General features: G+C 65.2%; 27 protein-coding genes. 21 read left to right on the top strand and 6 right to left on the bottom strand.

The annotated features are described in order from the left end of the window. The first annotated feature begins 28 nt into the window (after positions 1-28). The 5 genes from HDG34_RS10270 to HDG34_RS10290 all read left to right on the top strand — a co-directional run bounded on the left by HDG34_RS10270 (position 29) and on the right by HDG34_RS10290 (position 4,206). Positions 29-1,198 (top strand): ABC transporter substrate-binding protein, encoded by a 1,170-nt coding sequence (locus HDG34_RS10270; protein ID WP_184059673.1) that lies wholly within the window; start codon positions 29-31, stop codon positions 1,196-1,198. 210 nt (positions 1,199-1,408) lie between these two features. Beyond that, a complete protein-coding gene (locus HDG34_RS10275; RefSeq protein ID WP_260321110.1) occupies positions 1,409-1,906 on the top strand; it encodes a DUF302 domain-containing protein in 498 nt (165 codons plus the stop codon). Between the two features lie 23 nt (positions 1,907-1,929). After that, a complete protein-coding gene (locus HDG34_RS10280; RefSeq protein ID WP_184059675.1) occupies positions 1,930-2,928 on the top strand; it encodes a zinc-dependent alcohol dehydrogenase family protein in 999 nt (332 codons plus the stop codon). 91 nt (positions 2,929-3,019) lie between these two features. Next, a complete protein-coding gene (locus tag HDG34_RS10285) occupies positions 3,020-3,784 on the top strand; it encodes a ParA family protein (protein ID WP_184059677.1) in 765 nt (254 codons plus the stop codon). Positions 3,785-3,945: 161 nt separating this feature from the next. Continuing rightward, positions 3,946-4,206: a hypothetical protein gene (locus HDG34_RS10290; RefSeq protein WP_062127059.1), complete on the top strand. Its 261-nt coding sequence runs from the start codon at positions 3,946-3,948 to the stop codon at positions 4,204-4,206. Between the two features lie 42 nt (positions 4,207-4,248). Here HDG34_RS10290 and HDG34_RS10295 read toward each other — a convergent pair whose 3' ends face one another. From HDG34_RS10295 to HDG34_RS10320, 6 genes are all read right to left on the bottom strand, one after another. After that, complete coding sequence (locus HDG34_RS10295; RefSeq protein WP_184059680.1) at positions 4,249-5,400, bottom strand: Gfo/Idh/MocA family protein; 1,152 nt, start codon at positions 5,398-5,400, stop codon at positions 4,249-4,251. Between the two features lie 44 nt (positions 5,401-5,444). Then, complete coding sequence (locus HDG34_RS10300) at positions 5,445-6,494, bottom strand: sugar phosphate isomerase/epimerase (RefSeq protein WP_184059682.1); 1,050 nt, start codon at positions 6,492-6,494, stop codon at positions 5,445-5,447. Positions 6,495-6,561: 67 nt separating this feature from the next. Next, the gene (locus HDG34_RS10305) at positions 6,562-7,524 is read right to left on the bottom strand and encodes a substrate-binding domain-containing protein (protein ID WP_184059684.1); all 963 of its coding nucleotides are present in this window, start codon (positions 7,522-7,524) and stop codon (positions 6,562-6,564) included. Positions 7,525-7,672: 148 nt separating this feature from the next. After that, the gene (locus tag HDG34_RS10310) at positions 7,673-8,686 is read right to left on the bottom strand and encodes an ABC transporter permease (protein WP_090803383.1); all 1,014 of its coding nucleotides are present in this window, start codon (positions 8,684-8,686) and stop codon (positions 7,673-7,675) included. Further along, positions 8,667-10,154 carry a sugar ABC transporter ATP-binding protein gene (locus HDG34_RS10315; RefSeq protein WP_090803381.1) on the bottom strand — a complete coding sequence of 496 codons (1,488 nt, stop codon included), beginning with the start codon at positions 10,152-10,154 and terminating at the stop codon, positions 8,667-8,669. Before HDG34_RS10315 ends, HDG34_RS10310 begins: the two co-directional genes overlap by 20 nt. A gap of 3 nt (positions 10,155-10,157) precedes the next feature. Next, positions 10,158-11,246, bottom strand: a complete 1,089-nt coding sequence (locus tag HDG34_RS10320; RefSeq protein ID WP_184059686.1) for a LacI family DNA-binding transcriptional regulator — start codon at positions 11,244-11,246, stop codon at positions 10,158-10,160. Between the two features lie 289 nt (positions 11,247-11,535). On the opposite strand from HDG34_RS10320, the gene HDG34_RS10325 reads away from it, so the two are divergent. From HDG34_RS10325 to ureC, 16 genes are all read left to right on the top strand, one after another. Further along, positions 11,536-12,189: a protein-L-isoaspartate O-methyltransferase gene (locus HDG34_RS10325; protein WP_090805605.1), complete on the top strand. Its 654-nt coding sequence runs from the start codon at positions 11,536-11,538 to the stop codon at positions 12,187-12,189. 89 nt (positions 12,190-12,278) lie between these two features. After that, complete coding sequence (locus HDG34_RS10330; RefSeq protein WP_018419659.1) at positions 12,279-12,602, top strand: rhodanese-like domain-containing protein; 324 nt, start codon at positions 12,279-12,281, stop codon at positions 12,600-12,602. Positions 12,603-12,651: 49 nt separating this feature from the next. After that, positions 12,652-13,650, top strand: coding sequence for a hypothetical protein (locus HDG34_RS10335; protein WP_184059688.1), 999 nt, complete (start codon positions 12,652-12,654; stop codon positions 13,648-13,650). A gap of 17 nt (positions 13,651-13,667) precedes the next feature. After that, positions 13,668-14,039, top strand: a complete 372-nt coding sequence (locus tag HDG34_RS10340; protein ID WP_184059690.1) for a hypothetical protein — start codon at positions 13,668-13,670, stop codon at positions 14,037-14,039. Positions 14,040-14,573: 534 nt separating this feature from the next. Beyond that, positions 14,574-15,872 (top strand): urea ABC transporter substrate-binding protein, encoded by a 1,299-nt coding sequence (gene urtA, locus HDG34_RS10345; RefSeq protein ID WP_184020929.1) that lies wholly within the window; start codon positions 14,574-14,576, stop codon positions 15,870-15,872. A 291-nt stretch (positions 15,873-16,163) separates the two neighbouring features. Then, complete coding sequence (gene urtB, locus HDG34_RS10350) at positions 16,164-17,798, top strand: urea ABC transporter permease subunit UrtB (RefSeq protein WP_184059692.1); 1,635 nt, start codon at positions 16,164-16,166, stop codon at positions 17,796-17,798. A 1-nt stretch (position 17,799) separates the two neighbouring features. Then, complete coding sequence (gene urtC, locus HDG34_RS10355) at positions 17,800-18,999, top strand: urea ABC transporter permease subunit UrtC (RefSeq protein ID WP_184059694.1); 1,200 nt, start codon at positions 17,800-17,802, stop codon at positions 18,997-18,999. Continuing rightward, positions 18,999-19,862 carry an urea ABC transporter ATP-binding protein UrtD gene (gene urtD / locus HDG34_RS10360; protein WP_184059696.1) on the top strand — a complete coding sequence of 288 codons (864 nt, stop codon included), beginning with the start codon at positions 18,999-19,001 and terminating at the stop codon, positions 19,860-19,862. Before urtC ends, urtD begins: the two co-directional genes overlap by 1 nt. A 50-nt stretch (positions 19,863-19,912) precedes the next feature. After that, on the top strand, positions 19,913-20,605 hold the full coding sequence (gene urtE, locus HDG34_RS10365) for an urea ABC transporter ATP-binding subunit UrtE (protein ID WP_184059698.1): 693 nt from the start codon (positions 19,913-19,915) through the stop codon (positions 20,603-20,605). 75 nt (positions 20,606-20,680) lie between these two features. After that, positions 20,681-21,040, top strand: coding sequence for a hypothetical protein (locus HDG34_RS10370; RefSeq protein WP_260321111.1), 360 nt, complete (start codon positions 20,681-20,683; stop codon positions 21,038-21,040). 58 nt (positions 21,041-21,098) lie between these two features. Continuing rightward, positions 21,099-21,296 carry a hypothetical protein gene (locus tag HDG34_RS10375; RefSeq protein WP_184059700.1) on the top strand — a complete coding sequence of 66 codons (198 nt, stop codon included), beginning with the start codon at positions 21,099-21,101 and terminating at the stop codon, positions 21,294-21,296. Positions 21,297-21,376: 80 nt separating this feature from the next. Then, complete coding sequence (locus tag HDG34_RS10380) at positions 21,377-22,246, top strand: urease accessory protein UreD (protein WP_184059702.1); 870 nt, start codon at positions 21,377-21,379, stop codon at positions 22,244-22,246. A 214-nt stretch (positions 22,247-22,460) separates the two neighbouring features. Then, entirely contained in the window at positions 22,461-23,273 is an 813-nt protein-coding gene (locus HDG34_RS10385; protein ID WP_090803364.1) for a transporter substrate-binding domain-containing protein, read from the top strand. Positions 23,274-23,434: 161 nt separating this feature from the next. Then, positions 23,435-23,737 (top strand): urease subunit gamma, encoded by a 303-nt coding sequence (ureA, locus tag HDG34_RS10390; protein WP_008923043.1) that lies wholly within the window; start codon positions 23,435-23,437, stop codon positions 23,735-23,737. Positions 23,738-23,762: 25 nt separating this feature from the next. After that, positions 23,763-24,068: an urease subunit beta gene (locus tag HDG34_RS10395; RefSeq protein ID WP_184059704.1), complete on the top strand. Its 306-nt coding sequence runs from the start codon at positions 23,763-23,765 to the stop codon at positions 24,066-24,068. 87 nt (positions 24,069-24,155) lie between these two features. Beyond that, on the top strand, positions 24,156-25,862 hold the full coding sequence (gene ureC, locus HDG34_RS10400) for an urease subunit alpha (RefSeq protein WP_184020914.1): 1,707 nt from the start codon (positions 24,156-24,158) through the stop codon (positions 25,860-25,862).

Genomic DNA, 25,862 nt, shown 5'->3' on the forward strand with positions numbered 1-25,862 from the left:
ACCGCTCTCTCGCTACGGAGACCTTCCGATGAAGTTGCATAACAATAAAGTACGCAACACCCTGCGCGGCCTCGCGGCCGCGGCGCTGCTCGTCGCCGGCGCGGCGCACGCAGACCTGAAAGTCGGCATCGATCTGTCGTACACCGGACCGGCCGCCGTGATCGGCATCACGAGCAAGAACGCGATGCTGATGTGGCCGCAGACGATCGCCGGCCAGAAAGCCGACTACATCTTCCTCGACGACGCGTCCGACCCCGGCAACGCCGTGCGCAACATCCGCAAGCTGATCAACGAGGACCACGTCGACGTGATCGTCGGCCCGAACATCACGCCGGCCGCGATGGCCGCGCTCGATCCGGTCGCCGACAGCCAGACGCCGATGATCACGTTGATCGGCTCGGCCATCGTCGTCGAGCCGCAGGAAGGCAAAAAGATCTGGGCCTACAAGATGGCGCAGACCGATAGCGCGATGGCCGACGTGATGACGCGCTACATGTCGAACCACGACGTGAAGACGGTCGGTTTCATCGGTTTCGCGGACGGCTACGGCGAAAGCTGGCTCAACGAGTTCAGCAAGTTCGCTGCGCTGCGCCATATCCAGCTGGTCGCGACCGAGCGCTACAACCGCACCGACGCGAGCGTGACCGGCCAGATCCTGAAGCTGATGGCCGCGAAGCCCGACGCGATCCTGATCGCCGGCGCGGGCACCCCAACGGTACTGCCGCAGCGCACGCTGATCGAGCGCGGCTACAAGGGCCCGATCTATCAGACGCATGGCATCGCGACGCCGGAGTTCATCAAGCTCGGCGGTAAAGACGTGGAAGGCACGCTGTTCCCGACGCAACCGGTCGTCGTCGCGCGCACGCTGCCGGCCGATCATCCGTCGAAGAAGGCGGCGCTCGCGTTCGTCGACGCGTACGAGGCGAAGTACGGCCCCGGCAGCGTCACGCAGTTCGCGGGCGACGCGGCCGGCGTGTACCCGCGCCTGCAGGACGCCGTCGCGCGTGCGTTGAAGACCGCGCAGCCGGGTACGCCGGCGTTTCGCGTCGCATTGCGCGACGAGCTCGAACACGCGCATGAGCTGGTGGTGCCGAACGGGGTGGTCAATACGAGCCCGAAGGATCACGTCGGCCTTGATCAGCGGGCGAGCGTGATGGGCACGATCAAGAATGGCAAGTTTGTTTACCTGAGCCAGTAATCTGGCATCGGGGCGCCGATCAGGCGCCCCTGACGGCGGCTTCGCGAATGTGGAAGCCGCCGTTCGTTCAGCGGGCGCCCCATCCGCTTTCATTCGCCTTTCGGCAGAACTTCCCTCACAGCGCGTCCGCACGATCGGCCACACCGCACCAGCGAACGCCTACACTGCATGGATCCGCTTCTCCGTTGGCGCATTGCACGCATGCGACGCATGCTGCGTCACGGTCAACGCGTTGCCCGTCCGGCAGACCTGATCACGCGAACGCTGCCGGAGCACAACATCCGCACGGGAGGCATGATGGCCACCGCTTCGATCGCAGAGAACGCCAGCGCTGGCATCGTCACCGTTGCAAGCACCCGTGCGGGCGACGCGACCGCCGAGCGTCTTCAAACCTTGATTCTGGAGCGAGGGCTGACGGTTTTCGCGTGCATCGATTTCAGCGGTGACGCTGGGCGCGAGGGACTGGCGATGCCGTTCAGCCGGCTCCTGATCTTCGGCCATCCCAAAGCCGGTACACCGCTGATGCAACTCGCGCCGACCGCCGCGCTCGATCTTCCTTTGAAGGTGCTCGTCTGGGAGGACGCGGACGGCCGTGCGTGGCTATCGTTCAACTCGACGGCCTATCTTCGTGAGCGGCATGGTCTGCCGGACGACTTGATGAAGCCGGTGAGCGGTGTGGCCGCCCTTGTCGATGCGGCCGCGCGGTAACGCGTCGAACCAAGGAGACCGCCATGTCCATGCACGCTCTGATCCTCAGCCAATACAACGGCCCGCTCGAATACACGCCGCTGCCCCGCCCGGAACCCGCTGCCGGCCAGGTCCTGGTGCACGTCGCCGCGAGCGGCCTCAATCCGCTCGACATCAAGATTCGCGCGGGCGAGGCCGCGCACGCGCAACACCCGTTGCCGCTCGTCCTCGGTATCGACCTCGCGGGCACGGTGGAGGCGCTCGGCGATGGCGTCGGCGGGTTCGCTGTCGGCGACAACGTGTATGGCATGACCGGCGGCGTCGGCGGCATCCAGGGGTCGCTCGCCGAGTACGCTGCGGTCGATGCCGCCCTGCTCGCCCATGCGCCGCGCAATCTGTCGATGCGCGAGGCCGCCGCGTTGCCGCTCGCGTTCATCACGTCGTATGCGGGTATCGTCGATCGCGCGCATCTGCAAGGCGGAACCAAAGTGCTGGTCCAGGGTGGCGCCGGAGGGGTCGGCCACATCGCCGTGCAACTGGCGCGCGCGCTCGGCGCCGACGTCTATGCAACCGCGAGCGCACACAATGCCGAGCTGGTGCGGCGGCTCGGCGCGACACCGATCGACTACCGCGCGCAGACGGTCGAACAGTATGTGGCGAGTTTGACCGATGGCGAAGGATTCGATCTGGTCGTCGATACGGTAGGGGGGGCCTCGCTCGATGCGTCGTTCGCCGCGGTCCGGCATTTTGGGCACGTGGTCAGTGCGCTTGGCTGGGGGACGCATGCGCTTGCGCCGCTGTCGTTTCGTGAAGCCAGCTATTCAGGGATCTTCACGCTGTATCCGTTGCTGACCGGTCGATATCGCGCGCACCTCGGCGAGATGATGCGCGAAGCGACGCGGCTCGTGGAAAGCGGCGCGCTCGCGCCCTTGGTCGATCAGACACGGTTCGATTTGCGCAGCGCGGACGAGGCCTATCAGCTCGTTGCCAGTGGGACTGGACGTGTGAAGGTGGTGGTCGACGTGGATACCGCGCAACGCTGACCCGGCCACGAACAACCCCATCGAAATCAGCGCCGTCACCCGACTCAGGTATGCTGGGCCCTTTGTAACCGCTTCCGTTCAAGGGGAGACCATGCGGCGCGTTGTATTCAATCAGAAAGGTGGCGTAGGCAAATCGACCATCGTCTGCAACCTGGCGGCCATCAGCGCGAGCGAAGGGCTGCGTACGCTGGTGATCGACCTCGACGCTCAGGCGAATTCGACCCAGTACCTGCTCGGCGCCCAGGCGAGCGAGGTCAACCCCACTGTCGCGGGCTTCTTCGAAACCGCGCTCGGCTTCAGCTTCAAACCCGTGGAAGCGACCTCGTTCATCCATCCGACGCGCTTCGAGAATCTCGACGTGATGCCCGCCCATCCGGACCTCGACACGCTGCACGGCAAGCTCGAATCGCGCTACAAGATCTACAAGCTGCGCGACGCGCTGAACGAACTCGACATGTACGACGCGATTTACATCGACACGCCGCCCGCGCTGAACTTCTACACGCGCTCGGCGCTGATCGCCGTCGAGCGTTGTCTGATTCCGTTCGACTGCGACGACTTCTCGCGTCGCGCGCTCTACACGCTGCTCGAAAACGTCAAGGAGATCCAGCAGGATCACAACGAGGCGCTGCAGGTGGAGGGCATCGTCATCAACCAGTTCCAGCCTCGCGCGAGCCTGCCGCAAAAGCTCGTCGACGAACTGATCGGCGAAGGCTTGCCGGTGCTGGGGTCGCGCTTGTCATCGTCGGTGAAGATCCGTGAGTCGCATCAGCTGGCGACACCCGTCATTCATCTCGATCCGGGGCATAAGCTGGCGCAGGAGTATCGGGCGTTGCATCGGGAGTTGAGCGAGTAAGCCGGAGCGCGGCGCCGAAGCACGAGCGCGAGCCACCCTTCTCCGCTGTCGCCGAGCGGGTCGTGGTTCATCGCGTGTTTTCGTGCTTAGTCCCCAACCGCATACCGTCGGCATAATTGTTAAAGTAACGCTCTCGTCAATCAGCCGCCGCAGTCCCCATCATGCGCACCACCCGAGCCATCCACGCCGTCGAGCGCCTGAAAACGCGCAGCGGCAACCCGCGCTTCGCCGCGATCAGTCTGTCGGGCGGCCTGTTCTATCTGGTCGACAAATCGAGCGGAGTCGACAAGAAAGTGTCCGACCCGCTGACGCTCGACGACTTCGTCAAGTTCGTCGACGCGTACGGCCCGCAGAAGCCGCGCAAGGCCAGCAAGCTCGATATCGCGTTCGAAGCGCAGATCAAGAAAAGCAAGGGCGGTTGACGCTTCGGCAGCTTCGCCGACCTGGCGTTTTGTTGCAACGCTTCACGCCTCTTCGATCTCCACCCACCGTCCATCCGCCGCACTACTTTTCAGCACCGCGTCGATAAACCGCAAACCGTCGACGCCATCATCGACCGTCGTCAACAGCAGGCTCTCGGCTGGCGGCGCGCGACCATCGTTCAACGCATCGATCTGCAACGCCGCATCCTGGTACAACTGCGCGAACGCTTCCAGATAGCCTTCCGGATGCCCGGCCGGCACGCGCGTCGCATGCGCGGCAACCTGACTGTTCACCCGAGCGCGCGTCAATCGTTCGGCAGCGCCGCCCAACGGCGTGAACCACAAGGCGTTCGGCTCCTCCTGATCGAACGCGAGTCCCGCCTTCGTGCCATACACGCGCAAGCGCAGCGCGTTCTCCGCGCCGCTCGCCACCTGGCTCGCCCACAACATGCCGCGCGCGCCGTTCGCATAACGCAGCATCGCCTGCACGTGATCGTCGACACGACGCCCCGCTACGAACGTGTGCAACTCGGCCGACAGCGCGCGCGGCATCATCCCCGTCACGAAAGCGGCCAGTTGATACGCGTGCGTGCCGATATCGCCGAGGCACCCGGCCGGTCCCGCCAACGCCGGATCGGTGCGCCAGCTTGCCTGCCTGTTCGCGCCGCCTGTTTCGACCGGCTCGGCGAGCCAGTCCTGCGCATACTCGACCTGCACGACGCGAATCTCGCCCAGTTCGCCACGTTCGACCAGCTCGCGCGCATGCCGCACGAGCGGGTAGCCCGAATAGGTATGCGTCAACGCAAACAGCCGCTTTTTTGACTGCGCGAGCTTCGCGAGCGCTTCACCTTCGGCGAGCGAAACCGCGAGCGGCTTGTCGCAGATCACGTGGATGCCGGCTTCGAGAAACGCCGTCGCGACCGGCGCGTGCAGATGATTCGGCGTGACGATCGCGACCGCGTCGATGCCGTCCTCGCGCGCGGCCTCGGCGCGCGCCATCTCGCGCCAATCCGCGTAGCTGCGCGCGATGCCCGCTTCGACGGCGCTCGCCCGCGCCCGCTCGGAATCGGACGACAACGCGCCCGCCACCAGTTCGAAACGATCGTCGAGCCGCGCGGCGATCCGATGCACGGCGCCGATGAACGCGCCCTGCCCGCCGCCGACCATCCCCAGCCTGAGCCTTCTTCGCTGCATTGTTTGCGCTCCCATGTGTTGCGTCGGCTGTCACCGCCCGCCCGTCAGATGCCGAGCACGCTTTTTAACTGCGCGGTATCGACACCGCTTCCCGCGAAGTCATCGAACGCACGCTCGGCCACGCGGATGATGTGCCGGCGAATGAACGCCGCGCCTTCGCGCGCGCCGTCGTGCGGATGCTTCAATGCGCATTCCCATTCGAGCACGGCCCAGCCCGGAAAATCGAACTGCGCCATCTTCGAGAAGATCGCGCCGAAGTCGATCTGACCATCGCCGAGCGAGCGAAACCGCCCCGCGCGTTCGACCCAGCCGCTGTACCCGCCGTACACGCCCTGCTTGCCGGTCGGACGAAACTCCGCGTCCTTCACATGAAACGCCTTGATGCGCTCGTGGTAGATATCGATGAACGCGAGATAGTCGAGCTGTTGCAGCACGAAGTGGCTCGGGTCGTACAGGATGTTCGCGCGCGGATGCTGATCGACCGCCGCGAGAAAGCGCTCGAACGTCACGCCGTCGTGCAGGTCTTCGCCCGGATGCAGTTCGTAGCAGACATCGACGCCGGCCGCGTCGAACGCATCGAGAATCGGCGTCCAGCGGCGCGCGAGCTCTTCGAACGCGGCTTCGACGAGACCGGCCGGCCGCTGCGGCCACGGGTACAGATACGGCCACGCGAGCGCGCCCGAAAACGACACGTGCGTGCTCAGGCCCAAACGACGCGACGCCTGCGCCGCGAGCTTCATCTGCGCGGTCGCCCATTCGGTGCGCGCCGCCGGATTGCCGCGCACCTGCGGCGCGGCGAAGCCGTCGAACAGCGTGTCGTAAGCCGGATGCACGGCGACCAGTTGCCCTTGCAGATGGGTCGATAGTTCGGTGATCGCGACGCCCGCGTTGTCGACGCTCTCGCGCAGTTCGTCGCAATACGCGTCGCTCGCGGCCGCCTTGTCGAGATCGATCAGGCGCGGATCGCACGGCACCTGGATGCCCTTGAAGCCGAGACCCGCGGCCCAATCCGCGAGATGCGCGAGGTTGTCGAACGGCACGTCGTCGCCCACGAACTGCGCGAGAAAAATCGCCGGCCCTTTGATGGTTTTCATCGTACGGTTCCTCGAACTTTGCGCGCGGGCCGCGCCCGCGCGTGCTAGACGATGCTCGGCGCGCCGCTCAGAACGGCGAGTCGGGGAAATAGAACTGCTGGGCGTTTTCCTTCGTGATCAGCACCGACGGAATGATCGTGGTGGCCGGCAGCTTGTCGCCCTTCAGCCGCGCTTCGGCCGTCAGCTTGATCGCGTCGTAGATGAATTTCGGCGAGTACGACACGTCGGCCTTGATCATCGGCGCGCCGTCCATCACGTTCTTCACCATGCCCTTCGAGCCCGCGCCGCCGAACACGATCTTGATGTCGTTGCGCTTCGCCTGATCGATCGCCTTCAGCACGCCGACCGCCATGTCGTCGTCGGCGGCCCATACGGCGTCGATATGCTTGAAGCGCGTCAGGTAGTCCTGCATCACCTTGAACGCGTCGTCGCGATTCCAGTTCGCGTACTTGGCGTCGAGAATCTTGATGTCCGGATAGTTTTTCATCACGCCGGTGAAGGCGGTCCAGCGCTCGTTGTCGAGCGTGGTCGGAATGCCGCGCAGCGCGACGACGTTGCCCTTGCCGTCGAGTGCCTTCGCCAGGTACTCGGCCGGAATCTTGCCGAACGCGGTGTTGTCGCCGGCCACGTAGGCGTCCTGCGCGCTCGTGTTCGTCAGGCCGCGATCGACCACCGTCACGTACACGCCTTTCTTCTTCACCTGCTCGACCGGCTGTGTCAGCGTCGCCGATTCGTACGGGAAGATCACGAGCGCGTTGATCTTGTTGACCGTCACGAGATCCTGCAACTGGTTCGCCTGCTCGGGCGCGTTGGCGGCCGTTTTCACGATCACTTTCAGATCGGGATGCGCCTTATCGAGATCCGCCTTCGCCTTGTTCGCCCACCAGACGATGCCGCCGGTGAAGCCGTGATCGGCCGTCGGAATCGCGACGCCCAGCGTGACCTTGTCGTCGGCGCGCGCCGCGCCGCTCGTGCCCAGTATCCCCAACGCCAGCACGCAGGCGCCGATCGCTCGAATGACTTGCTTCATGGTGTGTGTCTCCAATCATGAGGCGTTCGCTCGCCTCGATTTTTCGGACCTGCCGTTGGTTTACCGCGCCTGCTTTGCTACGCCTGCTTCGCTGCGTTTTCTTCGCTGCGCTGTCGTCACTGCGGCGCCGCCGCCTTGAAGGGCGCCGCTAGCGCCGCCCACGCTGCACGAACGCGACGAAAATAATCACGACGCCCTGCACCGCCGCGTTCAGATACACGCTGATGATGCTGGTCAGGTTCAGGATGTTCGCGATCACCGACAGCAGGATCGCGCCGATCACGGTGCCGATCACGCGTCCCTCGCCGCCCTTGAGCGCGGTGCCGCCGACCACCACCGACGCAATCGCTTCGAGCTCCCACAACAGGCCCGTGGTCGGCGTGGCGGAGCCGAGGCGCGGCACGTAGAGCACGGTGGCCACGCCCACGCAAATCCCCAGCAGCACATAAGTGACGATCTTCACCGTATCGACGCGAATCGCCGCATAACGCGCGACCTGTTCGTTCGAGCCGATCGCCTGCACGTGCCGGCCGAACGCGGTGCGATTGAGGATCAGCGCGCCGCCGGCCGCGACCACGAGAAACACCCAGATCGGCACCGGCACGCCGAACAGGCTCGCGTAATAGACCGGACCGTAGAGGTCCGATAGCGAATCATTGAGCGTCAGCGCGCCGCCATCGGCCAGCCATGTCAGCACCGCGCGAAAAATCCCGAGCGTGCCCAGGGTGACGATGAACGGCTCGATGCGCCCTTTGGTGATCAGCAGCCCATGCGCGCAGCCGAACAGCGCGCCGAGCACGAACGCCGCGACGATGCCGATCGTCACGATCACGAGCGGCGGCAACGCATGGCCGGCGGCGCCCGCCGCGAGCCCGTTCATCAGCCAGATCATGATGCCCGCGATCAGCGCGGCCATCGAGCCGACCGACAGATCGATGCCGCCCGAGATGATCACGAAGGTCATGCCGACCGCGATGATGCCGATGAACGACGTGCGCGTGAGCACGTTCATCAGGTTGTCGAGCGTCGCGAAGTCGCGATTGAGCAGCGTGCCGACGATGCACAGCAAGATCAGCCCGGCGAGCGGCCCGAGCGTATAGAGCCGCTGCGCGACGCGCAGCGCGCGCCGTGATTGCACGGCTTCAGTGGGTGCCGGTCGCATGAGCGATCAACTCCTGTTCAGTCAGATGCTCGAGCGTCAGCGTCGCTTGCAGATGTCCCGCGCGCATGACGGCGACGCGATGGCACAAGCCGATCAGCTCGACCAGTTCGGATGAAATGACGATCACCGCACGGCCCTGCGCGGCGAGACGATGAATCAGGAAGTAGATGTCGCGTTTCGCGCCGACGTCGACGCCGCGCGTCGGCTCGTCGAGCACGATCACGTTCGGGTCGGGCTGCAGGAACTTCGCGAGCGCGAGCTTCTGCTGGTTGCCGCCCGACAGCATGCGCGCGCGGCTCGACAGGTCGCCGGTACGAATGCCGAATTCGCCGACGGCCTTCTGCAAGGCCGCGCGCCCCGCTTTCATGTCGAGCAGCGGATGCGCGTAGCGTTCGAGCGTCATCAGCGTGACGTTGTCCTGCAGGCTCAGGTCGACGTGCAGACCCTTGCCCTTACGGTCCTCGCTCAGATACGTGAGACCGTGGCGCATCGCGTCGCGCGGGTTCTTCAGATCGACTGCCCGGCCGGCGATTTCAATCGTGCCGCCCGTGCGTTTGCGCAAGCCGATGATCGCCTCGAACGCCTCGGTGCGGCCCGCGCCGACGAGGCCCGCGAAGCCGAGCACTTCGCCCGCGCGCACCTCGAAGCTCAGATCCTCGACCCAGTCGGGCACCGTCAGGCCGTTCACACGCAACGCGATCGGCGTGTCGGCGGGCACCGTCTGCTTGTCGGGGAACATGTCGGACACGTCGCGCCCGACCATCAGGTTCGCCATCTGCTGACGCGCGAGCCCCGCGGTTTCACCGCGCGCGACGAAGCGGCCATCGCGCATCACGATCACTTCGTCGGTGATGCGCTCCACTTCATCGAGCTTGTGCGAGATGTAGACGATCGTCACGCCATCGGCCTTGAGCTTCAGCATCAGCGCGAAGAGCCGTTCGGTCTCGGCGGGCGTCAGCGTCGCGGTCGGCTCGTCCATGATCAGGAGACGCGCACGGCGCGACAGCGCCTTCGCGATCTCGACCATCTGCTTTTCCGCGACGATCAGCTCGCGCACCTTCGTGTCCGGCGCGCGCTCGAGCCCGACCTGCGCAAGATAGCGCGCGGCGTCGCTGCGCATCGCGGCATCGTCGACTAACCAGCCGCGGCGCTTCTCGTGACCGAGGTACATGTTCTGCGCGATCGTCAGATGCTCGGCGAGGTTGAACTCCTGGTGGATCAGAACGATGCCCTGCGCCTCGGCGTCGCGTGAGCCGGCGAAGCGCTGCGCGTGGCCATCGACCAGCACGCTGCCTGACGTTGCCGTTTCATAGCCGGCGAGGATTTTCATCAGCGTCGACTTGCCCGCGCCGTTCTCGCCGAGCAGACCGTAGATGCGGCCGGGTGCGAGTTCGAAGCTCACGCCGTGCAGCACGCGCACGGGCCCGAAGTCCTTGCGGATGTCGTCGAAACGGATCGCGAGGCTCATGGCTCACGCACTCCCGCGGATCACGAGGCGATGCGGCAGCAGCACGCCCGGCACGTTGGCCTGCGGATTCGCGAGGCGTTGCAGCAGCAGACGCGCGGCGGTCTCGCCGAGCTCGCGCATCGGCTGCGCGATCGTCGTGAGCGGCGGATCGATCTGCGCGGCGAGCGAGATGTCGTCGAAGCCGGCCACGGCGACGTCGTCGGGCACGCGCTTGCCGACGCTGCGCAAGCCGTGGATCACGCCGATCGCGAGCGTGTCCGACACCGCGAAAATCGCGCTCGGCGCGTCGGGCTGCCGCATCAAGCCAGCCGCGGCCGAGGCACCCGCCTCGTAATCGAGGCTGTTCAGATTCATGCGCCAGCGCGGGTCGGGCGCGATGCCCGCGTCGCTCAAGGCGTCGAGGTAGCCCTGCTGACGCTGGCGCGCATACAGATAGTCGACGTCGGAATTGATCAAGCCGATGCGCCGGTGGCCGCGCGTGAGCAGGTGGCGCACCGCGTCGCCGGCCGCGCGGTAGTTGTCGATGCCGACGTAGGGCACGCCCATCTGCGGATCGAACTCGCAGCACGCGACCCACGGCAGCGCCTGCGACGCCTCGCCGAGCGCCTGCTGGATGGTCGCCGGATCGAGGCAGATCGCGCCGTCCGCGCGGCGCCGCCGCAGCATGTCGAAATAGCTGCGCTCACGCCCCGGGTCCGCGCCGGTGTCGCATAGCAGCATGAAATAGCCGTGCCGACGCGCGACGCTGTCGATACCGCGCACGATCTCCGCGTAAAACGGATTGCCGAAGTCCGGCACCATCGTCAGCAGCAGGCGGCTTTCGGCGGTGCGCAGATTGCGCGCAAGTTCGTTGACGCGGTAGCCGCTCGCGTCGATCGCGGCGAGCACCCTGTCGCGGGTAGCGGTCCGCACGTTCTCGTGGCCGTTCAGCACACGCGACACCGTCGCGACCGACACGCCCGCCTGCTCGGCCACGCCGGCGATCGACGGCCCGTCGGCCGCGCGCGGCGAGCGCCTCTGCGGCTGGGGTTGCGGTTGACTGCTCGCGCCGGACACCACGGCCGGCGACGATCGGGACGGCGTTCGGGACACACGACCTCGCAGCAAAAATGTAATCGATTACATTTTGTGGCGATGGCGATGCGAATCGCAAGGACGGATCGCTAGGGATTAACACGGGGGCCGCCCGGCCTGGCGCTTGCCCGCGAGCGGCCGGCGCGAGTCCGCCATTTGATACAATCCCGCCGTTCCCCTGACGCGGCTTGCGATGCGAATGCCTTGCTCCGAAGCCGCGGCCGCCGGCAATCCGCCGGGGCCGGGTCAGGACAAAAGTCTGCGGCAGCCGCCGCCCGCTCGCCAAACCAAAACCGCCGAATCCACCATGAACATCGAGCAAGCGCGTTTCAACATGATCGAACAGCAGATCCGCCCCTGGGAAGTGCTCGACCAGGACGTGCTGAATCTGCTGTCGATCGTCAAACGTGAGAATTTCGTCCCCGCCGCTTACCGCGACCTGGCTTTTGCGGACTTCGAAGTGCCGCTGCCGGCCGGCCAGCACATGCTGGCGCCGCGCGTCGAGGCGCGCGTGCTGCAGGAACTCGCGGTGAAGAAGCACGAAAGCGTGCTGGAAATCGGCGCGGGCTCGGGTTACATGGCGGCGCTGCTCGCGCATCGCGCGCAACACGTGTTGAGCGTCGACATCGAACCGGAACTGGCCGAGTTCGCGAAGAGCAACCTGATCGCCAACGGCGTGCTGAACGTCGAAGTCGCGACCGGCGACGCCGCGCGCGGCTGGACCGGCGCGGCACCGTACGACGTGATCTGCGTGTCGGGCGGTCTGCCGGTGCTGCCGCAGGAAATCCTCGAACAGCTGAAGGTCGGCGGCCGTCTCGCGGCGTTCGTCGGCAGCGCGCCGGTGATGAAGGCGCAAATCATCACGCGCATCGACGAGAAGCAATACCGCATCTCCGACGTGTTCGAAACCTATGTCGAGCCGCTCGCCAACGCGGTGCAGCCGGCGCGGTTCAGGTTCTAAGCGGCACTTTTTCGCTGCGCTTCGCGCTGTATTATTGATCTGGACGGGCGGCGAGTAAGCTGCCGTCCCACGAACTGGATGTCTCGCTGATGCAAAACCTGACCGCTCCCGCACTCGCCGAATGGCTCGCCGATACCTCGCGCCCCGCACCCGTGCTGCTCGACGTACGCGAGCCGTGGGAACTGCAAACGGCGTCGATCGCCGGCATCGTGTCGATTCCGATGCGCGAGATTCCCGCGCGCAGCGAAGAACTCGATGACGACGCGCAGATCGTCTGCATCTGCCATCACGGTGCGCGCAGCGCGCAGGTCGCGATGTTCCTCGAATCGCGCGGACACACCAACGTGTTCAATCTGCAAGGCGGGATCGACGCGTGGTCGCGTCAGGTCGATCCGTCGGTTCCGACTTACTGAGATTCGGCGCGAAGGTAGCGCGTTGAAGCGGCGCAAGGGCTGACGGTCCTTGCGCCGTTTGTCTTTGGTGCTGCGCACGGTCGCTAGAGCAGCCAAAATTTTGGGCCGTCGCCCATGTACGGACAACCTGTCGCACGGTGATTATCTGATCGCTGCCGATCCGGGCAGCGACTTCGTATCGATCGTCGACATACCTATGTCCTTGTCCGTGTTTGAGATGCACTCCGTGGAGCTGCGCTGTCAGAGGCCCTTGGGTGCTTGTTATGTAATCGGTGATGAGTGGCATTTCAAGGCGTGCCTGAGGAAGGCCGCCGACCTCGAGAGGGCCAAAGCAGATACCAGGGAATTTCTCGGTATCGCCGGACTGAACCATAGCGAGTGGGAACGGGACCAGGATCTGATCAAAAGCATTGGGCGGCGTCTGTCCCTACCGTTTCAAGCTTTCCGAGACCGTGACCCTGACACCGATGGCTGGTGGGTCATCAATGCGCTTCTCGCAGAGGTGCGGCGGGGAGGCCTGCTTGCCGTCAAAGGCCGTCGTGCTGACCTGTTTCCGCAAACCCATAGCACGCCGCTGACGAATTTTGCGGTGAGGGCAGCCGATCTCCCGAACGACAGGCTCATACGGTCCGGCCCGTACGAGCAGGTCACGCGGCAAGTCCGGTTGTTTGCCGCACCTGCCGCCGCGTCTGGTCGCAGTAGCGACGGCAGTCTGCTCGATGTCGCTGTCGCCGTGATCGGTGCGCGAGCCGGCGATGGAGACGCATCGACGCTGCTTGGTGACGCGCAGCCGTTCGAATACCAGTCGGGTATCGCTGATGTTGACTCATTCGACATTGCCAAAACTCCAAACGAGGGCGAGCCGGGAACGTGGTACACGAATCCGGGCAGTGGGCAGATGCGGCTATTCGGAGATGATGGGAAACCTGTTGTAGACCTGGATTTCGACCATTTTCACAATGGCATGAAACCGCACGCACATAACTGGAATGGCAGCGCGCGAGACGGTGGGGGCTTGGTTGTACCCTTCAGTCCTTGGAACCCCTGATGGATGGATGACCCAAGATGAAAATCATTGAACAGTACGTATCATTTCACGACTGGTACCTGCTCGGTATAGCAGCGGACATGGACAAGGAGGTTGTCGAACTTCGTCTGATGTTCGATAACAAGAAAGACCGAGTACGGCTGTTGTTCGGCGGGGCCACCCGATGTTGGGCCAACGACTTTCTGATACAGAACATCGTCTACTCAATCAAGGTGCTAACCGATTTCAATTCGGATGAGTACCGGAAGGCACTAGCCTCGCTGGACAAAGCTTACTCGTGGGGGAAAGGGAAGCCGTTGAAAAACATTGCGGTTCTTGAGGCCACACTAGGCGCTGAATTACTTATAGAGTTTGATTCCCTTGAAGTAGAACCCGAATCATCGGTTTAGGACACTGGCACGATAGCAGGCACTGGCATCGTGCTTACAAGGCAACTATCCGCTTCCTATAAAGAATGCCGGCTTGTCTATGGCCCCGGTGGAATCGTCAAGCAGATTAGCTGCGACTAGCAAGTCCCCCCGGAAGGCTGACATATCGGATGGGCTGTCGGGGGCGCGTTCTGTCGTCATGCACAAAGACGCGGCGCCCCGATGCCGCCGATGCACCGACCATGCACCGCCGATGCCCCACGCGCGCCAGCGGCGCTTCGCTGGCGGCGAAGTGCGCTTCGTCGCGGCGCGACACGCACCTGAACGAGGCGCGGCGCGCGCGACTGCACCACTTTCGCGCCGCGGCATCGATGGCTCTACGCGCCGCCCTCGCGCCGATAGCCGCGCCGCAACGGGCATCGCACGCGCACCGCGTCGAATGTGTCACATGGCATGTGCCTTGCAGTAGACAAGTGGCTAGTCGTGCGAGCTCAGCCAGGCTGGCTGAAATCGACGCTCATAAAACAGTGACCATCAATGACAAGGGGAAAGCACATGAAACGTCGCAGTCTGTTGAAGTTCGGCTCCATGTCCGGCGCGCTCGCGCTCGCGGGCCGTGTGCCGTTCGCGCACGCGCAGTCCGATAGCGGCCCGATCAAGGTGGGCATCCTGCATTCGCTGTCCGGCACGATGGCGATCTCCGAAACTTCGCTGAAAGACACCGCGTTGATGACGATCGCCGACATCAACAAGAACGGCGGTGTGATGGGCCGTCAGATCCAGCCCGTGGTCGTCGACCCAGCGTCGAACTGGCCGCTGTTCGCCGAGAAGGCGCGCCAGCTTCTGACTCAGGACAAGTGCGCGGTCGTGTTCGGCTGCTGGACCTCGGTGTCGCGCAAGTCGGTGCTGCCGGTGTTCGAGGAGCTGAACGGCCTGCTGTTCTATCCGGTGCAGTACGAAGGCGAGGAAATGTCGCGCAACGTGTTCTATACGGGCGCCGCGCCGAACCAGCAGGCGATTCCCGCGACCGAATACCTGATGAGCGCCGAAGGCGGCGGCGCAAAGCGCTTCTTCCTGCTCGGCACCGACTATGTGTATCCGCGCACGACCAACAAGATCCTGCGCGCGTTCCTCAAATCGAAGGGCGTGCAGGAAGCCGACATTCAGGAGGTCTATACACCGTTCGGCCACAGCGACTATCAGACCATCGTCGCGAACATCAAGACCTTCTCGCAAGGCGGCAAGACTGCCGTGATCTCGACCGTGAACGGCGATTCGAACGTGCCGTTCTACAAGGAGCTCGGCAACCAGGGGCTGAAGGCGTCGGATGTGCCGGTCGTCGCGTTCTCGGTCGGCGAAGAGGAGCTGCGCGGCATCGATACGAAGCCACTCGTCGGCAATCTCGCGGCCTGGAACTACTTCATGTCGTTGCGCAACCCGACCAACGAGAAGTTCAAGAAGCAATGGGCCACGTGGGTCAAGGACAACAACCTGCCGGGCGGCACGAAGCGCGTGACCAACGATCCGATGGAAGCGACCTTCGTCGGCATGCATATGTGGAAGCAGGCGGTCGAGAAAGCAAAGAGCACCGAGGTCGACAAGGTGCGCGTCGCGATGGTCGGCCAGACTTTCGCCGCACCGTCGGGCTTCACGCTCGAGATGGACGGCAACCACCATCTGCACAAGCCGGTGATGATCGGCGAGGTACGCGCGGATGGCCAGTTCAACGTCGTGTGGCACACCAAGGGACCGATTCGCGCGCAACCGTGGAGCCCGTTCATCGCCGGCAATGCTGGCAAGCCGGATGTGGTCAGCTCGATTCCGGCGTTCCTGCGGCGCTCGCGCGTCGCATGACGTGTCGGCGTGAGCCTCGTTGCGGCTCGCGGCGGCGGTGGGGCGCGCGGGTCACCGCGCGGGTATCGCCGCTCCGGTCGCGACGCGCGACCTGCGTGCCGACGCGCGCGCGGCTCGCGCGTGACCCGGACGCGCTGCGCTTCGCGCCGCCGCCGCGCGTTCGCTGTGTCGCGCGGCGTGACCGCGCACGCCAATGCGCGGCAACGTCCCGCTGAAGCGGCGGCGACGTCTGACGCGACGCCCTCGCGCTCTCGAGCGGCTCATCGATTCAACCCAGTGCAAAAGGCCATCATGGCGTTTTCATTTCCGACTTCCGTACGACGACGCGGCGCGACGCTCCTGCTGCCGCTCGCGGTCCTTCTCGCCGCCGCGCCGGGCGCCGCATTCGCCCTGACCCAGGCCGACGTCGCGCCGCTCGCGGGCGACGACTTCGAGGCGAAGTCCGCCGCGATCGACAAGCTGATCGCCACGCACGATGCCGCGTCGCTCGCGGTGCTCAAGGCGCTCGCCGACGACAACGCGCTCGCCACCGACGCAGGCGCGGTACTGCTGCAGGACGGCGACGCCACCCGCGATGCCGTCACCGGCCAGCCCGTCGCCACGAGCGACGCGCAACCGGTCACGCTGAACAACCTGCTGCGCTCGAAAGTGGCGGGCGCGCTGTCGGGTCTGCAACTCGCCTCGCCCGATCAGGCGACACGCGCAGCCGCCGTCGATGCGCTGCTGCAAAACCCCGATCCGTCGATCAAGCCACTCGTCGACGCGGCGCGCGCAAAAGAAACCGATCCCGTTCTGAAGAAACGTCTCGACACGCTGTGGGCGATGAGCGCATTGCACGATCCGGATCCGGCCAAGCGCCTCGATGCGGTGCAACTGGTCGCCGCGCGCCACGACCTCGACATGAACGAACTGCTGCGCCCGCTGGTCGCGAAGAAAGCCGACGGCACGTTTGCCGAAGCCGACGAACGCGTGCGCGCGGCAGCGCAAAGCGGCATCGATGAGCTCGATGCGATCCAGCGCCGCAGCCAGATCGCGGGCACGCTGTTCGCGGGGCTGTCGCTCGGCAGCGTGCTGCTGCTCGCCGCGCTCGGCCTCGCCATCACATATGGCCTGATCGGCGTGATCAACATGGCGCACGGCGAATTCCTGATGATCGGCGCGTACGCGACCTACGTCGTGCAGAACCTCGTTCAGCGTTTCGCGCCTAACGCGTTCGACTGGTATCCGCTACTCGCGATACCGGCCGCGTTCGTCGCGGCGGCGCTGGTCGGCATCGTGCTCGAACGGCTCGTGCTGAAGCACCTGTACGGCCGCCCGCTCGAAACGCTGCTGACCACCTTCGGCGTGAGCCTGATCCTGATTCAGGCCACCCGCATGCTGTTCGGCGCGCAGAACGTCCAGGTCGTCAATCCGTCGTGGATGAGCGGCGGCGTCACCGTGCTGCCGAATCTGATCCTGCCGTACAACCGGCTCGCGATTCTCGCGTTCTCGCTGATCGTCGTCGCGATCGCGTGGGCCGTGCTCACGCGCACGCGGCTGGGTCTGTTCGTGCGCGCGGTCACGCAGAACCGTCGCATGGCCGCGTGCGTCGGCGTGAAGACCGCGCGCGTCGATTCGTATGCGTTCGCGTTCGGCGCGGGCATCGCGGGGCTCGGCGGCTGCGCGCTGTCGCAGATCGGCAATGTCGGGCCGGACCTCGGCCAGAGCTACATCATCGATTCGTTCATGGCGGTCGTGCTCGGCGGCGTCGGCCAGCTCGCGGGCACCGTGCTCGGCGGCTTCGGGCTGGGACTCGTCAGCAAGGCGATCGAACCGTTCTGGGGCGCGGTGCTCGCGAAGATCGCGGTGCTCGTGCTGATCGTGCTGTTCATCCAGAAGCGTCCGCAGGGCATGTTCGCCTTGAAGGGCCGTAGCGCGGAGGCATGAGATGACATCGGCTACTTCATCGGCAGACCCCGCTTCCGCTTCGTCGTCGCGCGCCGGCGCCGCCGGCGCTGGCGGCGCGCGCGAGTCCAACACCGGCTTCGCGCTCGGCCTGCCACCGCGGCCCGCGCTGTTGTCGCGTCGCGCGTGGCTCGCGCTGATCGCGCTGATCATCGTGTTCGGCCTCGGCGTGCCGTTCGCCGCGCTGGTGATTCCGGAGACGAGCGCCTTGCATCTGTCCGCGTATGCGATGACGCTGACCGGCAAGTTCATGTGCTATGCGATCGCCGCGCTCGCACTCGATCTGGTGTGGGGCTACTGCGGCATCCTGAGTTTGGGTCACGCTTTGTTCTTCGCGCTCGGCGGCTACGCGATCGGCATGTACCTGATGCGCGCGATCGGCCACGATGGCAAGTACGGCAGCGATCTGCCCGACTTCATGGTGTTTCTCGACTGGCACCAGTTGCCGTGGTACTGGCAGGGCACGCAACATCTCGGCTACGCGCTCTTGCTCGTCGTGCTGGTACCCGCCGTGCTCGCGTGGGTGTTCGGCTTCTTCACGTTCCGCTCGCGCGTGAAGGGTGTCTATCTGTCGATCATCACGCAGGCCATGACCTTCGCCGCGATGCTGCTGTTCTTTCGCAACGAGACGGGCTTCGGCGGCAATAACGGCTTTACCGACTTCAAGCGCATCGGCGGATTTCCGATCACGCATCAGGGCACGCGCGCCGCCTTGCTGCTCATTACGTTCGCGGTGCTGATCGCCGCGTTCATCGGCGCGCGCGCGATCGTCACGTCGAAGCTCGGCCGCGTGGTGAGCGCGGTGCGCGACGGCGAAACGCGGCTGATGTTCCTCGGCTACAGCCCGCTCGCGTACAAGCTGTTCGTGTGGACTGTGTCGGCGGTGCTGTGCGGCATCGCGGGCGCGTTGTACGTGCCGCAGGTCGGCATCATCAATCCGGGCGAGATGTCGCCGGGCAACTCGATCGAAATGGCGATCTGGGTGGCGGTCGGCGGACGCGGCACGCTGATCGGCCCCATCATCGGCGCGTTCGCCGTGAACGGTGCGAAGAGTTTCTTCACGGCGAACTTCCCCGAATACTGGCTGTTCTTTCTCGGCCTGATCTTCGTGCTGGTGCCGCTGCTGCTGCCGAACGGCATCATGGGGCTCGCCGATCTGCTGACGCGTAAAAGGGACCGCTGATGAACGAAAACCCGATGGTTCCCGATCTGGATTTACCCGAAGCACCACCGGAACGCTCGCTGAGCGGCGTCGCGAGCATGGGACACGCGGTCGTGCCCGGCGAGATCGACGTATCGCACGGCACGATCCTCTACCTCGAAGACGTGACGGTCAGCTTCGACGGCTTTCGCGCGCTGAACGCGCTGTCGCTCGCGATCGACGCGAGCGAACTGCGCTGCATCATCGGCCCGAACGGCGCGGGCAAGACGACGATGATGGACGTGATCACGGGCAAGACCGCGCCCGATCACGGCAAGGTGTTTCTCGGCCAGTCGATCGATCTCACGCGCATGAACGAACCGGCGATCGCGCGCGCCGGCATCGGCCGCAAGTTCCAGAAGCCGACCGTGTTCGAGCAGCATCCGGTGTGGGAAAACCTCGAACTCGCGATGAAGACCGACAAGGGCTGGTGGGCGTCGCTGCGCGCGCGGCTCGATGGCGACGCGCAGGCCCGCATCGAGGAAACGCTCGCGCTGATCGGGCTGGAAAGCGAAGCGCGAAGGCTCGCCGGCGAGCTATCGCACGGCCAGAAGCAGCGCCTCGAGATCGGCATGCTGCTGATGCAGCAACCGGCGCTGCTGCTGCTCGACGAACCCGCGGCCGGCATGACCGACGACGAAACGATGCAACTCGCCGAATTGCTCAACCACCTGCGTGGCACCTGCTCGATGATGGTCGTCGAGCACGACATGGAGTTCGTTGCGGCGCTCGCGGGCGACACAGGCAAGGTGACGGTGATGGCCGAAGGCCGCGTGCTCGCGCACGGCACGCTCGACGAAGTCAAGCGCGACGAGACGGTGATCGAGTCTTATCTAGGCCGCTGATTGCTGCTGAAAGCGGCACCGCATCGTCAACCCGACAGGACGACTGAACCATGCTCGAAGTAGACCGACTGAACCAATACTACGGCGGCAGCCATATTCTGCGCGACGTGAAGCTCACGGTGCCCGACGGCAAGCTGACGGTGCTGCTCGGGCGCAACGGCGTCGGCAAGACCACACTGCTGCGCTGCCTGATGGGCGTCGTGCCCGCGAAAAGCGGCGCGATCGCATGGCGCGGCGAACAGTTGATGAAACTGCCGACCCATGCCCGCGTCGCTCAGGGGCTCGCCTACGTGCCGCAGGGCCGCGATATCTTTCCGCGCCTCACCGTCGAGGAAAATCTGCTGGTGGGCGCCGCGAGCAGAAAGGCGCCGAAGAAAATCCCCGAGCGCATCTACGAGCTTTTCCCGGTACTGAAGGACATGCGCAACCGGCGCGGCGGCGATCTCTCCGGCGGTCAGCAGCAACAGCTCGCGATCGGCCGCGCGCTGATGAGCGAGCCGCAACTGCTGATCCTCGATGAGCCGACCGAGGGCATCCAGCCATCGATCATTCAGGACATCGGCCGCACGCTGCGGCAGCTCGTCGAGGACATGGGCATGACGGTGCTGCTGGTCGAGCAGTACTACGACTTCGCCAAAGCAATCGCCGATCGTTACTGGGTGATGAGTCGCGGCGAAATCGTCGCGGGCGGCGAGGGGGCGAACATGGATGCGGATGGGGTAAGGGAGTTGATTGCCGTGTAAGCGAGCTCAAGTTATCCGCCGCGCAACCGTTACACAGGCTAGGCAACGCCGCAACGGTTCGACGAGGTGGACACCATGGACGACAACAAGCAGGTCAGACGCGAGTTTTACAGAAACCCAGCCTCTTATTGCAGGGTGATGAACGTCGTGTCGGCGGTCACTTTCGGTCTATTCGAAGTGGACAGCGGCGGTACGGTCGGCATGCTGTCGGTGCGCTGGGAGAAGCTCGGCAACGAACTCGCGCCGCAGCTGCACGCGTATTACGACAGCTGGCACGTGCTCGCGTCGTTCCCCGACGTTCTCGCGAGAATGGCCGGGACGAGCGGGCCGTCGTGTTCGCCGGAAGCTTTCTGTCAGCTATTGCTCGACTGCGGATTCATCAATCGCGCGGAACGGGGCGTGGACGATCACGCCGAGCCGACACTCGTACGCTAGACGCCGCCGCGATACGGCCTGGGTCGGCGACACAACATCGATATAGAGGGAGAAAAGCATGTCCGTGACGGTTCACGTCGAATATCAGTATTGCCAACATGGCAAGAAAGCAATCCAGACAGGCAGCGACTCGTTGACCGTCCAGGAAAACACCCCCCGCGCGATCCTTGCGTTGCTGCGACTTTTGCATCCGCAGTGGGAGGGCATCAAGGTGCTGTCGGTGACCGAAGCCTCGCCCGAGAGTACCGCGTCGTAGCCGCTGCCGCGGCTTCCGCGGCTTCCGCGCTTCGACACGCGTGCTATCCTCGTCGCACGCCGATTCCCCCATCCATCCGCATGTCGCTTCACGAAAACCACGCCACGCTCGCCGCCGCGCACACGCCGTGGCGCGCGCGGCTCGAACTCGGCTTCGTCGGCGGCGACGCTCGCACGACGCTCGCGCACCGGCTGCACGACGGACCGCTGCGCGTGCAACGGCCGCTCTATCCGGAAGGCCCGGCGATCTGTCACGCGGTGATCGTGCATCCGCCCGGCGGCGTCGCGGGTGGCGATCAGCTCGACATCGACATCACGCTCGCCGCGCAAACGCATGCGGTGCTGACGACGCCGGGCGCAACCAAGTGGTACAAGTCGAACGGCCGCGCGGCGCGGCAGCGCATCGCGCTGCGTGTCGGTGAGCACGCGAAGCTCGACTGGCTGCCGCAGAACAACATCGTGTTCGATCACGCGAACGCGCACCTCGATTTTTCGCTGACGCTCGGCGACGGCGCGAGCGCAATCGGCTGGGACGCGACCCAGCTCGGACGCCAGGCGGCCGGCGAACGCTGGTCGGCGGGTAGCTTGCGCGCGGTGTCGCGCATCGTCGGCGCGCATGGCGAGCTGCTGTGGTTCGAACGCGCGAGCCTCACCGCCGACGATCCGCTGCGCGACGCGCCGCAGGGGCTCGCCGGCTTTCCGGCCTACGGCACGCTGTGGGCCGTAGGCGCTGCTTGCGACGACGCGCTCGCCGAATCGCTGAGCGCGCAACTGCCGTTCGACGACACGTTGCGAGCAGCCGCCTCGTGCGTGACGAACGGCGTGCTGCTCGTGCGCGCGGTGTCGCGCTCGATGGAAACGCTGCAGCACGCGCTCACGCGCTGTTGGCTGCAATTGCGGCCGGTCGTGCATGGTGTCGCGGCGGTGCCGTTGCGGATCTGGTCGACCTGACAGCGCGGCTTCCCGCTTTCGTCTTCATCACGCTCTTTGCGCACCAAGGCGGCGCACGCGCACGCCCCAACCATGTGCGCGAACTGGCGTAGCACGCCGCCCCGCCACGCCGCATAGGGATGGCACACAGCTTGCATGCACTCGCCACTTCGCGGCCGGCCACGCTGAAGCCAGCGACGACCCGACACCCACGACACCACCACTGCTCACGCCCATGACCCGCACTCTCTCCCGCTCCGCGCGCCGCGCCTTGCTAGCCGCATTGCTCGCCTTGCCCATCGTCGCCGATCTCGCGTTTCATGCGGGCCCCGCGCACGCCGACACGCTCGACAACATCGCCAAGGCCGGCGTGCTGAAGGTCGCCGTGCCCGAGGACTATCCGCCGTTCGGCTCGGTCGGCCCCGACATGAAGCCGCAGGGCTATGACATCGACACGGCCGCGCTGCTCGCCAAAGCGATGAACGTGAAGCTCGAACTCGTGCCGGTCAACAGCGCGAACCGCATTCCGTATCTGCAAACGGGCAAGGTCGACCTCGTGATCTCGTCGCTCGGCAAAACGCCCGAGCGCGAAAAGGTGATCGACTTTTCGAGCGCGTACGCGCCGTACTACCAGGGCGTGTTTGGTCCCGCCGACATCAAGGTGAGCGGTCCCGCCGATCTCACCGGCAAGACCGTCGGCGCGACGCGCGGCGCGCTCGAGGAAATCGGTCTCACGCAGATGGCGCCGAACGCGACGATCAAGCGCTTCGAGGACAACAACGCGACGATCGCCGCGTTCCTGTCCGGCCAGGTGCAGTTGATCGCGGCCGGCAACATCGTCGCGGCCGCGATTCTCGCGAAGAATCCGCCGCGCCGTCCGGAGCCGAAGTTCGTGATCAAGAACTCGCCGTGCTTCGTCGGCATGAACAAGAACGAGCCGCGCCTGCAACAGAAGGTCGATGCCGCGATCGCCCAGGCCAAACACGACGGCACGCTCGGTGCGATGTCGAAGAAGTGGTTCGGCGCACCGCTGCCCGCCGACCTGTAATTCTGCAAACGCGGTGGCATGCGCGGTCGCAAACGTAGTTGTAAGCGCGCCGTTAGCCGGACTTGATACCGTGAGCGGATGATCGCGCGACGCCAGGCCCCCGTCACCGCGACGCGACCACGACGCCGCCACGACACATCAAACGCCGAGACCCACACCCGATGAAGCTGACACCTCGCGAGAAGGACAAGCTGCTGATCTTCACCGCCGCGCTGCTCGCCGAACGGCGCCGCGCGCGCGGCCTCAAGCTGAACTATCCGGAGGCGGTCGCCTTCATCACCGCCGCGCTGATGGAAGCCGCGCGCGACGGCAAGAGCGTCGCCGAGGTGATGCACTATGGCACCACGCTGCTCACGCGCGCCGACGTGATGGAGGGCGTGCCCGAGATGATCCCCGACATCCAGGTCGAAGCGACGTTTCCCGACGGCACCAAGCTCGTCACCGTCCATCACCCGATTCCCTGAACTCCTCTTCGTCAAGGCAGGCCCCATGATTCCCGGCGAACTCCTCGTCGACGATGGCGAGCACGAACTGAACGCGGGCCGCGCGACGGTCACGGTGGTCGTGTCGAATACCGGCGACCGTCCCGTGCAGATCGGCTCGCATTATCATTTCTACGAGGTGAACGACGCGCTGTCGTTCGATCGCGAAGCGGCGCGCGGCTTTCGCCTGAATATCGCGGCGGGCACCGCGGTGCGCTTCGAGCCCGGTCAGGAGCGCACGGTCGAACTCGTCGCGCTGGCCGGCGAGCGCATCGTCTACGGCTTCAACGGCAAGGTGATGGGCAAGCTGTGATGCGCCGCCCGCGCCCTGGCGTTTCGACCGCCCTGCTCCGCCTTGCCTTGCCTGGCGCTCGCTTGTAGCTCATTCCGGACCCACACCATGACACTACGCATTGGCCGCCGCGCGTACGCGGAGATGTTCGGCCCCACCACCGGCGACCGCGTGCGCCTCGCCGACACCGAACTGCTGATCGAGATCGAGCGTGACTTCACGACCTACGGCGAAGAGGTCAAGTTCGGCGGCGGCAAGGTGATTCGCGACGGCATGGGCCAGTCGCAGCGCGTGCATGCCGAGGTCGTCGATACCGTCGTGACGAACGCGGTGATCCTCGATCACTGGGGCATCGTGAAGGCCGACATCGGCATCAAGGACGGCCGCATCGCGGCGATCGGCAAGGCCGGCAACCCCGACATCCAGCCGAATGTGACGATCGCGATTGGCGCGGCCACCGAAGTGATCGCGGGCGAAGGGCTGATCGTGACCGCGGGCGGCATCGATACGCACATCCACTTCATCAGCCCGCAGCAGATCGAGGAAGCGCTCGCGAGCGGCGTGACGACGATGCTCGGCGGCGGCACCGGCCCCGCGACCGGCACGAATGCGACCACCTGCACGCCGGGGCCATGGCATCTCGAACGCATGCTGCAAGCGGCCGACGGCTATCCGATGAACCTCGGCTTTCTCGGCAAGGGCAACGTGAGCCAGCCGGCACCGCTCACCGAACAGATCGCCGCGGGCGCGATCGGCCTGAAGCTGCACGAGGACTGGGGCACGACACCCGCGGCGATCGACAACTGCCTTGGCGTCGCCGACGATACCGACACGCAGGTCGCGATCCACACGGATACGCTAAACGAAGCGGGCTTCGTCGAAGCGACCGTCGCCGCGTTCAAGGGCCGCACGATCCACACGTATCACACCGAAGGCGCGGGCGGCGGCCACGCCCCGGACATCATCAAGGTGTGCGGCGAAGCGAACGTGCTGCCGTCGTCGACGAATCCGACGCGGCCCTACACGGTCAACACGCTCGACGAGCATCTCGACATGCTGATGGTGTGCCATCACCTCGATCCGTCGATTGCCGAAGACATCGCATTCGCCGAATCGCGGATTCGCCGCGAGACGATCGCCGCCGAGGACATCCTGCACGATCTCGGCGCGCTGTCGATGCTTTCTTCGGACTCGCAGGCGATGGGCCGCGTCGGCGAAGTGATCATCCGCACATGGCAGACCGCGCACAAGATGAAGGTGCAACGCGGCGCGCTGCCCGAGGACAACGCGCGCCACGACAATTTCCGCGCGAAACGCTATGTCGCGAAGTACACGATCAATCCGGCGATTACGCACGGCATCGCGCATGAAGTCGGTTCGATCGAACCGGGCAAGTGGGCCGACCTCGTGTTCTGGGAGCCGGCGTTCTTTGGCATCAAGCCGTCGCTGATCCTGAAGGGCGGCATGATCGCGATGGCGCAGATGGGCGATCCGAATGCATCGATTCCGACGCCGCAGCCCGTGCACTATCGCGAGATGTTCGCGACGCGCGGGGGAGCGCTAGGCCGCACGTCGCTGACCTTCGTGTCGCAACTCGCCGCCGATGCGAATGTGGCCGAACGCTATGGTTTGCACAAGCGCATCGTCGCGGTGAAGAACTGCCGCAACGTGACGAAGGCCGACATGATTCACAACGCGTGGCGCCCGAACATCAGCGTCGATCCGGAAACCTATCAGGTGATCGCCGACGGCCAGTTGCTGACCTGCGATCCGGCCACCGTGCTGCCGATGGCGCAACGCTATTTCCTGTTCTGA

This window comes from Paraburkholderia sp. HC6.4b, assembly GCF_014200875.1.
In the GTDB taxonomy this organism is placed as follows: Bacteria; Pseudomonadota; Gammaproteobacteria; order Burkholderiales; family Burkholderiaceae; genus Paraburkholderia; species Paraburkholderia tuberum.

Bases quoted from the DNA above. Each gene is read 5' to 3' on its own strand.
- ureC (WP_184020914.1), top strand. From the start codon at position 24,156: ATGACACTACGCATTGGCCGCCGCGCGTACGCGGAGATGTTCGGCCCC.
- ureA (WP_008923043.1), top strand. From the start codon at position 23,435: ATGAAGCTGACACCTCGCGAGAAGGACAAGCTGCTGATCTTCACCGCC.
- HDG34_RS10385 (WP_090803364.1), top strand. From the start codon at position 22,461: ATGACCCGCACTCTCTCCCGCTCCGCGCGCCGCGCCTTGCTAGCCGCA.
- HDG34_RS10375 (WP_184059700.1), top strand. From the start codon at position 21,099: ATGTCCGTGACGGTTCACGTCGAATATCAGTATTGCCAACATGGCAAG.
- urtD (WP_184059696.1), top strand. From the start codon at position 18,999: ATGAACGAAAACCCGATGGTTCCCGATCTGGATTTACCCGAAGCACCA.
- HDG34_RS10395 (WP_184059704.1), top strand. From the start codon at position 23,763: ATGATTCCCGGCGAACTCCTCGTCGACGATGGCGAGCACGAACTGAAC.
- urtA (WP_184020929.1), top strand. From the start codon at position 14,574: ATGAAACGTCGCAGTCTGTTGAAGTTCGGCTCCATGTCCGGCGCGCTC.
- HDG34_RS10315 (WP_090803381.1), bottom strand. From the start codon at position 10,154: ATGAGCCTCGCGATCCGTTTCGACGACATCCGCAAGGACTTCGGGCCC.
- urtB (WP_184059692.1), top strand. From the start codon at position 16,164: ATGGCGTTTTCATTTCCGACTTCCGTACGACGACGCGGCGCGACGCTC.
- HDG34_RS10310 (WP_090803383.1), bottom strand. From the start codon at position 8,686: ATGCGACCGGCACCCACTGAAGCCGTGCAATCACGGCGCGCGCTGCGC.
- HDG34_RS10325 (WP_090805605.1), top strand. From the start codon at position 11,536: ATGAACATCGAGCAAGCGCGTTTCAACATGATCGAACAGCAGATCCGC.
- HDG34_RS10330 (WP_018419659.1), top strand. From the start codon at position 12,279: ATGCAAAACCTGACCGCTCCCGCACTCGCCGAATGGCTCGCCGATACC.
- urtE (WP_184059698.1), top strand. From the start codon at position 19,913: ATGCTCGAAGTAGACCGACTGAACCAATACTACGGCGGCAGCCATATT.
- HDG34_RS10290 (WP_062127059.1), top strand. From the start codon at position 3,946: ATGCGCACCACCCGAGCCATCCACGCCGTCGAGCGCCTGAAAACGCGC.
- HDG34_RS10295 (WP_184059680.1), bottom strand. From the start codon at position 5,400: ATGCAGCGAAGAAGGCTCAGGCTGGGGATGGTCGGCGGCGGGCAGGGC.
- HDG34_RS10300 (WP_184059682.1), bottom strand. From the start codon at position 6,494: ATGAAAACCATCAAAGGGCCGGCGATTTTTCTCGCGCAGTTCGTGGGC.
- HDG34_RS10280 (WP_184059675.1), top strand. From the start codon at position 1,930: ATGTCCATGCACGCTCTGATCCTCAGCCAATACAACGGCCCGCTCGAA.
- HDG34_RS10275 (WP_260321110.1), top strand. From the start codon at position 1,409: ATGCTGCGTCACGGTCAACGCGTTGCCCGTCCGGCAGACCTGATCACG.
- HDG34_RS10340 (WP_184059690.1), top strand. From the start codon at position 13,668: ATGAAAATCATTGAACAGTACGTATCATTTCACGACTGGTACCTGCTC.
- HDG34_RS10270 (WP_184059673.1), top strand. From the start codon at position 29: ATGAAGTTGCATAACAATAAAGTACGCAACACCCTGCGCGGCCTCGCG.
- HDG34_RS10285 (WP_184059677.1), top strand. From the start codon at position 3,020: ATGCGGCGCGTTGTATTCAATCAGAAAGGTGGCGTAGGCAAATCGACC.
- HDG34_RS10380 (WP_184059702.1), top strand. From the start codon at position 21,377: ATGTCGCTTCACGAAAACCACGCCACGCTCGCCGCCGCGCACACGCCG.
- HDG34_RS10370 (WP_260321111.1), top strand. From the start codon at position 20,681: ATGGACGACAACAAGCAGGTCAGACGCGAGTTTTACAGAAACCCAGCC.
- HDG34_RS10305 (WP_184059684.1), bottom strand. From the start codon at position 7,524: ATGAAGCAAGTCATTCGAGCGATCGGCGCCTGCGTGCTGGCGTTGGGG.
- urtC (WP_184059694.1), top strand. From the start codon at position 17,800: ATGACATCGGCTACTTCATCGGCAGACCCCGCTTCCGCTTCGTCGTCG.